Origin of the sequence: Paraeggerthella sp. (assembly GCF_048427265.1) — a bacterium.
Lineage (GTDB): Bacteria > Actinomycetota > Coriobacteriia > Coriobacteriales > Eggerthellaceae > Paraeggerthella > Paraeggerthella hominis.
In genome coordinates, this window is sequence record NZ_DBFOSR010000094.1 from 1 (window position 1) to 7739 (window position 7739).

Sequence of the window (7739 nt, forward strand, 5' to 3'; positions counted from 1 at the left end):
CCGTCCGACGTAACCCGGCGCGAAACCACCAGATCATCGGCAACCGCATCATCTTGGCCATCGCCCAGAGCCGCAATCCCGAAGAACCGACCCGATACAGCCAGCGCGTCCTCGCCGTCGCGCACGGAATCTTTATCGGCGCGCGCGCCCATGAGCAGCTTCAACGCCGAAAGCAGCGCCGTTTTGCCCGCGCCCGTCTCGCCCGTGAGCACGGTCAACCCGCGCGCGGGCTCAAGCGCGGCTTCGCGTATCAGCGCAAGGTTCTCAACCTGTATCTCATCGATCATCGCGCACCTCTTGCAGCGTTGGTTCCATTCGGGCTCCCAGTATACCAGCCCTCGTCGCGTCGAAGCCGGATCGCCCGGCAGGGACAGAACCGGCAAGACAGGGAAGCGAGGTCCCCCTTCGCGCGCTTCCTTACAGCGCGAACCGATCGCGCAACGAAGAGGGCGCGCTCGCCTCCGAGGCGCGCTGCTCGCGACGCCATTCCATCAGGTACGCCACGCAATCGGTGCGGTTGCACGAGCGCAAAAGCTCGATCTGACGGTCGAACGAGGCCTCGTCGATGAACCCGGCTTCCACCAACGCCTCAACCATGTCGCGATCGCCCTCGCGCGCGACGCGCTCCCACGCCTCCTTCCCGTATCCCCGCAGATGGGAGACGAGAACGACGCGCACACTGTCAGACAGTCGGTAGGGCGACGCAAGCCGATGCAGAAGCGCGCCCAAACGATCCGGCAAGTTCTTTCCCGATCGCAACAGCTCGTCGTAGCGCGCGAAGTCGAACGGAACGCCGTCGGGAGCGTCCACCAGAAAACAACTGAGCAGCTGGTCAGCGGAAACATGCACGATAGTTCCCGCATGCGACAATCGGCACACCGAATACTCGAAGCTGCCCTCGCCCACCGAGCGGCAACTTGCCGGAATGGGAACGGGGCCTTCCAGTTTGCGCGACCAGAAGCAATGCGCGCCGATGGAGCGCAAACCTTCGGGCAAGACCAGGCGCTTCGTTCCGCGGCACGCGTTGTCGCGCTCGATGACGCGCACCGTGTCGGGAACCACCACCGAGGCCGGGGCGAACGGCAGCGCCCTCACGCCGATGCGCACCAGCGGACGCCCTTCGACCTGTCGCGGAAGCGCAAGAATGTCGCTCGCGCTGGCCGACACGTAGTCCACCGTCGAACCGGCCTCGCCCGACGCCGCGAACTCCGTAGCCGCTTCGGCCGCTGCCGCAGACGGCGAAAGCTCGCGCGCGGCAGCGGCGGCAGCCTCGTCCGCGCCGCGCACAGCTACGGCGCGCACGGCAGCCTGCTCAGCGAAACGACGCGACACCGAAACGGGCTTCGGCGGACCCGCCACCAGCACGGCGCCCTCGTCATCGAAGTCGTACCAGCATCCGTCAAGCTCCACGGCAAAAGGCCCGGCCAAACGTACGCCGCGCTTGCGCAGGGCGCGGTACGCAGGAGCTTCGGCCGGACACTTCCAAACCGCATCGTCCCAACCGCGCGCATCCACGCGCGCAAGCGCGGCCGAGCAATCCACCACCGCAGGCGGCTCGCAACCGTCCGCAAACGCCGCAGCGGCCACGCGCTCCACGCCCTGCGGCAAACTCACGCGCTCGCCGTAAGGCGAAGCCAGAAACACCAGCTCTTTGCCATTGTCGGAAAACAGGCTTCCCTCGCGCGCGCAATAGCGCGCATTGGCCGCATCGACCGAATACTCCCGCCGCGCCAAGCGCGGGGAAACGCCTGCAAGGTCGCAACGCTGCTCGCCCAGCTGGCTTACGCCGCGCCCAAGGTGAATCCGCTGTGCAGACATCGCCGCGAACGCGTTCGCCGCAACGTGCTCCACCGTATCGGGCACCACCAGCAGCCGCACGCCCACGCCCTGCACGAACCGCCGGGCAAACGCCTCGACCGCCACGCGCACCACGGCGACGCCGTCCACGAACGCAGGAAGCGCAACCACTAGATCCTCGCTGCGCCCGACCGCGGCAGCAAAACGATGCAAGTCGAAAGCCGTTAGAGCATAGCCGCCCGGAACCTGCCGCACGCTTATCGCACCGCGCAGGCCTTCCTCCATGCGAGCCCGCATCGGCGAAGGCTCGACGGAATCGCCGGCATCCTGCTCGGCCGCTTGGGCCAGCAGCTCATCGAACTCCCCCATCCACAGCGCGCCGGCCGAGAACAAATCCCCCTCGCGGCCCTCGCCCGAAGCAGCATCGTCGGCGCCGTCGTTCGCCACCCATGCGCGGTACGCCGGAAGCTGGGGGGACCACACCTCGCCTTCCACCGCCCGAGCGGCTTCCACCACGTCCACGTCGCGCGCGTCAAGACGGGGTGGATTTTTGATCACTTGATCAATAAGATCATCGATGGGCGCCTGCGCACCATGATAGACCAGCGTGTTTTCCATCATAGTATTGTGCTACCTCCCAAAAACCTCTTGGTAACAGGTTTGTTTACCCTTGGCCTGCCCCATGCTACACTGCGGGAAGCGACGAAGGCAAGAGCCACCGCGAAGCCAGCACGCGCTTCGCACACGCACGTCCGTTCAAAGGAGCAACATGGCCGTCGAAGCCGTAGGTCCGCTTGCGCGGCAAGCGCTCGACCTCGCGAGAACCGAGCTGCTCGTGAACCTGAGGTTCATGAACGCTGCGTTCGCGCGCCTTACGTACCTCCCCGTGCCCGGTTCCACGTTCGCCACCGACGGCGCCCGCATACGGTACAGCCCCGCCAGCATCGCGCGCGCCTACGCGGACGAGCCGGCCTCGATTGCGCGGGCGTACCTGCACATCGTGCTGCACAACGTGTTTCTGCATCCGTACCCGTCTGCGCGCGTGAACGCCGCGTGCTGGGACGCCGCCTGCGACATCGTGGTCGAGCGCGCCATCAACGAGCTTGACCTGCCCGTCACGCGCACCGAGCGCGCCGATCGCCAACGAGCCGCCCTCGCGCGCATCGATGCCGACGTCCCCCTGGCAACCGCCGAAACCGTCTACCGTTACCTGATCGAGCAGCAGCTGGAAGACGACCTGGAAGCCCTGCGCGCGCCCTTCTACGTGGACAACCACGAACCCTGGCATCGCATGGCCGCGCAAGAGGCCGCACGCAGCAAGGCCGATTCCGAGGAGGGCCGGCGCGACGAAGGGCCGGACGCACCGGATGGCGCAGCTTCCTCGCAGGCCGCGAAAAGCGGTACCGACATGGACCTGCCTCCCGATGCCGATCAGGCGAAACGCAACCATACGTCCCACCAAGCCGTCAGCCAGGACGACATCGTGCAAAAGGAAGCGCCCGAGAAAGCCGGCCGATCCATCGACGACCGATTCGCCGACACCGTGAACCTGGACCGATCGAAGGAGCAATGGAAGAGCGCGGCCTACGAGATGGGCGTGCAGCTAGACGCGTACGCGAAGCTCTGGGGAGTCGAGGGCGCGAACCTGGCCATGAATCTGAAGGCGGTCACGCGCGAGCGCCAGGACTATCGCGAGTTCTTGCGCAAGTTCGCGCGCATGGGCGAGCAGATTCGCGTAAACGACGACGAATTCGACTACGTGTACTATTGCTACGGGTTGGAGCGCTACGGCAATCTGCCCCTGATCGAACCGCTCGAATACGTGGAAGAGCGCCGCATCAGGGATTTCGTCATCGCCATCGACACCTCGGCCTCCACGAAAGACGGCCTGGTGCGCCGCTTCATCGAAAAGACCTACGCCATCCTGGCGAACGAAACCAGCTTCTTCGCCGACATGAACGTGCTCATCGTGCAGTGCGACGCCGCCGTCACGAGCGCCGTGCGCATCGGATCGCTGGCGGAGCTGGAGGATTATCTGGAAAACCTGGAGATCAAGGGGCTTGGCGGCACGGACTTCAGGCCCGTGTTCGCCCTAGTGGATAGCGAGATCGAGCGCGGCGATCTAACGAACCTGGGCGGCCTCATCTACTTCACCGACGGACAGGGCACCTACCCCGCCCGCAAGCCCGATTACGACACCGCCTTCGTATTCGTAGACGACGTATCCGCCGCAGCCGCCCCGCCCGTTGCCTCTTGGGCCATGAAAGTAGTACTGGACGAAACCTTCGTTTTGGAAGAGGAAGAGGACATCCGATGAACATTCGGCAAGCGAAAGACCAGATCAAAAACGCAATGATAGCCTACTTCGCAAAGGATGCGTTCGGTAACTACCGCCTTCCCACCGAACGCCAGCGCCCGGTGTTCCTGCTGGGAGCGCCCGGCATCGGCAAGACGGCCATCATGGAGCAGATCGCGCAGGAGCTTGACGTAGGCTTCGTGTCCTACTCGATGACGCACCACACGCGCCAAAGCGCGCTCGGCCTGCCGTTCATCGCGAAGAAAACCTACGACGGCAGCGAGTACGACGTATCCGAGTACACGATGAGCGAGATCATCGCCGCCGTATACGACGCGATGGAGGCGACCGGACGACGCGAGGGCATCCTGTTCCTCGACGAGATCAACTGCGTGTCCGAAACGCTGACGCCCGCCATGCTGCAGTTCTTGCAGTACAAGGTGTTCGGCCGCCATCGCGTGCCCGACGGCTGGATCGTGGTCACGGCCGGAAACCCGACCGAATACAACCGCACCGCGCACGATTTCGACATCGCCACCTGGGACCGCCTCAAGCGCATCGACGTGGACCCCGATTTCGCGGTTTGGCGCGACTACGCCGTCGAGCAGGGAGTTCACCCCGCTGTGCTAACGTATTTGGACATCGAGCGCGATCACTTCTACCACATGGAAACCACGGTGGACGGCAAATCGTTCGTCACTGCGCGCGGATGGGACGACCTCTCGTCCATGATGAAGCTTTACGAAGAGCAGGGCCTCCCCGTAGACGAACTGCTGGTCAGCCAGTACGTGCAGAACGCCGAGATATCGAAGCGCTTTTCCGTGTACTACGACCTGTTCACCAAGTACCGGGCCGACTATCAAATTGACCGCATCCTGTTGGGCGAAGAAGACGAAACCGTGCTCGAGCGCGCGCAGGAAGCAGCCTTCGACGAACGCGTTTCGCTCATGGGCCTGATCACCGACGCTTTGGGCGGACGCGTGCGCGATGCCGTGCTGGAAGAGCGCGCCGTTGCGTTCGCGCATCGCGAGCTGACGGCCATCCGCGACGAAGCGGGAGCGAATGCAGAAGACGCGGACGAATGCGATGTGCTGCCCCAGCTGCGTGACCGATCCGCGGCCTTGCAGCGCCAGCTGGAAACGGAACGCAAGAACGGCCTGCTATCGGACGAGAAGTACGTAGCATACGAGCGCACGTTGGCCCTGTTCGACCAAGCCATGCGCAACGCGGGTAGCTCGGTGCCGTTCTCCCAGGTAAAGCTGCTGTTCGGCGAATCGGTGAGCGCGCTTGACCAACATGTGGGCACTGCCGGGCAGGCGCTCGACAACGCGTTTGCGTTCGTGGAGCGGGCGTTCGGGGAAAGCCAGGAAATGCTGCTGCTGGTCACCGACCTGTCGGTCAACCGCTACAGCATGGCCTTCATCAACGACCACGGCTGCGATCGGTACTTCGAACACAACAAGAGCCTGCTGTTCTACGAGCGCGGCGCCGACCTGGCCGACCGCATCAACCGACTGGATTTGACGGAAGAAAACGCTTGATACACGAACTTTTGTTCTATATAATGGAACACACAATATACGTTGGTTGGGTGCTACCCTAACTTTCTCGCAAAGGACAGCCGCCTTCTTGAAAGGGGGCTGTCCATGGAACAGCTTTACGATTCCGCCTCGGATGAAACGGTTTACCAATCCGTTCGCTCAACGCTTGCGTCAGCGCGCACGAAAGCCGCTGCCGCCGTGAACGACGCGATGGTTTCCGCCTATTGGGAAATCGGGCGACAAATCGCCGAGGCGCAGGGAGATCGCGCCGAATACGGAAAGCACCTCATGAAATACCTGTCCGAGCGGCTGACCGCCGAGTTCGGCAAAGGGTTCACGGAGCGAAATCTCCGCGCCATGCGTCAGCTGTACCTTGCATACCCAATTCGGCACACACTGTGTGCCGAATTGAGCTGGTCACACTATCGCCTGATCATCCGCATAGAAGACCCTGTTCGACGCGACTTCTACGTCCGCTCCGCCGTCGAGGAGCGCTGGACGGTACGACAGCTTGATCGACAGATTCACTCGTTCTACTACGAACGCCTGCTGGCCACCCGTGCGGAGGGAAAAGACAAGGTTCGGCAAGAGATCCAACAGCTTGAGCCTCCGACCAAGGCAGACGACGTCCTCAAAGACCCGTACGTTCTTGACTTCCTCGAACTGAACGGAAATTCAGACTTCCTGGAAACGGACTTGGAACAAGCGCTCATGGACAAGCTTCAGCAATTCCTGCTGGAACTGGGAAAGGGATTCTCGTTTGTCGCCCGTCAACAACGCATCAGCGCCGACGGCGACCATTACTACATCGATCTTGTGTTTTACCATTACATCCTCAAGTGCTTCGTGCTGATCGATCTGAAAACAGGGAAGCTCACGCCGCAGGACATCGGCCAGATGGACTTCTACGTTCGCCTGTTCGACGATCAATGCACCTGAGCCGACGATAACCCCACGATCGGGATCGTCCTCTGCGCCAATCGCAACAAAACGGTAGCCAAGTACTCCGCGCTCGCCGATGGGAGAGGAATATTTGCCTCGCAGTACGTGCTCTGCCTACCGACCGAGGAAGAGCTGTCGCAAGCCCTCGAAACAACCTGCCTGCTCGCAAAAGAAGATGACGACCATACCAGTCCCACGGCAGAAAAGAGCTAACCGAGGGGCACGCCAGCCGCGCGCGAGCTTCGGCTGGACGCCGCTCCTATGGCGTCCAGCCGAAGCGCCAACGCGCCCCCGGCACCACTACGAGCAGTACGCCTTGATGGCGTCGCGAAGAAACACGGTCGCACCGGGAGCCCATGCTTCGTAGTACGCCTCGAAGCGTTCGTCGGCCACATAGCCCTCGGCCAAGCAAGCATGCGCCTGCTTCGAGTACGTGCCGTCCTTCCAGAATGCGCACAGCCATTGGCGATGCAGGTCAGCGGCACGCTGGGCGTCTTCGCCCGCCGGGTCGCCCGCAGCCATGCCGGCCAGCAACGAGTCCTTGATCTGGGCCTCGAGCTCCTGCACGGCAAGGTACCGCTCCTCGCTCATGCCCATAAGCTTCGCGTTGCTGGCGTCGGCGGCTTCATCGCCCCAACGTTCGCGCACCTCCGCACCGTACTTCTTCTCGTTTTCCTCGACGAGTCCCTTCTTGAACGCCTCGAACTTATCCTTGTCCTTCATGGTTTCTTGTCCTTCCAAGCTGGCGAGCGTTCTCTGAACGCTCGCGATCAATCCATCTATGCGAGCACGCCGAGACCGCAGTTCGCGCAAATGCCCGGCCAAAGCCTCCCGCGCATCGAACGCCGGATCGTCAAGCAGTCGCTTTATGTCGCCAAGCGACATGTCGGCCTCGCGATACAGCAGAACCTGCTGCAGCCGATCCACCTCTGCAGGGCCGTACAGCCGATACCCGTTCGCAGCGCGCTGCGCCCGAACCAGCCCCGTTTCGTCGTAATGATGCAGCGCGCGCACGGTTGCGCCCGACAACTCGGCAAGCTGGTGAACCGTATAGGTTTTCTCATGCGGCATGCTGGCCTCCTTCGCCTCCGGCGCTCGTCGATCGCCCGAGCACCGGAATACAGCATAAACCCTCCCGTAACGAGAGGGTCAAGCAAGAATAC

The 7739-nt window shown here is 62.8% G+C and carries 5 protein-coding genes and 1 pseudogene; 3 read left to right on the forward strand and 3 right to left on the reverse strand.

Annotated elements, in window-relative coordinates; all coding sequences use genetic code 11:
- Both ACMNI9_RS08475 and ACMNI9_RS08480 read right to left on the reverse strand, forming a co-directional pair.
- Positions 1 to 287: AAA family ATPase (locus tag ACMNI9_RS08475; protein ID WP_418831614.1), on the reverse strand; the 287-nt coding region annotated here is incomplete at its 3' end.
- 130 nt (positions 288 to 417) lie between these two features.
- Complete coding sequence (locus tag ACMNI9_RS08480) at positions 418 to 2418, reverse strand: hypothetical protein (RefSeq protein WP_418831616.1); 2001 nt, start codon at positions 2416 to 2418, stop codon at positions 418 to 420.
- Positions 2419 to 2566: 148 nt separating this feature from the next.
- Here ACMNI9_RS08480 and ACMNI9_RS08485 point away from each other — a divergent pair, with 148 nt between their 5' ends.
- The 3 genes and pseudogenes from ACMNI9_RS08485 to ACMNI9_RS08495 all read left to right on the forward strand — a co-directional run bounded on the left by ACMNI9_RS08485 (position 2567) and on the right by ACMNI9_RS08495 (position 6789).
- Positions 2567 to 4114 carry a VWA-like domain-containing protein gene (locus ACMNI9_RS08485; protein ID WP_418831618.1) on the forward strand — a complete coding sequence of 516 codons (1548 nt, stop codon included), beginning with the start codon at positions 2567 to 2569 and terminating at the stop codon, positions 4112 to 4114.
- Positions 4111 to 5634, forward strand: coding sequence for an ATP-binding protein (locus ACMNI9_RS08490; RefSeq protein ID WP_216529077.1), 1524 nt, complete (start codon positions 4111 to 4113; stop codon positions 5632 to 5634). Before ACMNI9_RS08485 ends, ACMNI9_RS08490 begins: the two co-directional genes overlap by 4 nt.
- Before the next feature lie 105 nt (positions 5635 to 5739).
- Positions 5740 to 6789 (forward strand): annotated as a pseudogene (locus tag ACMNI9_RS08495) (PDDEXK nuclease domain-containing protein).
- 87 nt (positions 6790 to 6876) lie between these two features.
- Here ACMNI9_RS08495 and ACMNI9_RS08500 read toward each other — a convergent pair.
- On the reverse strand, positions 6877 to 7647 hold the full coding sequence (locus tag ACMNI9_RS08500; RefSeq protein WP_418831620.1) for a MerR family transcriptional regulator: 771 nt from the start codon (positions 7645 to 7647) through the stop codon (positions 6877 to 6879).
- Between the last annotated feature and the right edge of the window lie 92 nt (positions 7648 to 7739).